A 223-nucleotide genomic window follows, 5' to 3' on the forward strand; every position below is an offset into this window, starting at 1 on the left:
CTTCCACGGCTATGAAACGAACCAGCGTCGACATCATCCGCGTTCACCGTTCTCCCCTCGATCACCGCCGGGGCCGGCTGACGGCCGGCACTCTCACTCTCCCCTGCGCGCGCGGACGTTCAGGGACGAGCCGCGCCAAGCGCGAAGGCGACGGCGCCTCGCCGGTCGGGCGCTTTGGCCTGCTGCAGGCCTTCTACCGGGCCGATCACGGTCCCCGGCCCCG

Annotated in this window: 1 pseudogene; it reads left to right on the forward strand. The window is 71.3% G+C overall.

The features are described from left to right. Nucleotides 1–223 (forward strand): annotated as a pseudogene (locus E4K09_RS29870) (L,D-transpeptidase family protein); the annotation flags it as partial.

The sequence above is a fragment of the Microvirga pakistanensis genome (genome assembly GCF_004458765.1).
GTDB lineage: Bacteria > Pseudomonadota > Alphaproteobacteria > Rhizobiales > Beijerinckiaceae > Microvirga > Microvirga pakistanensis.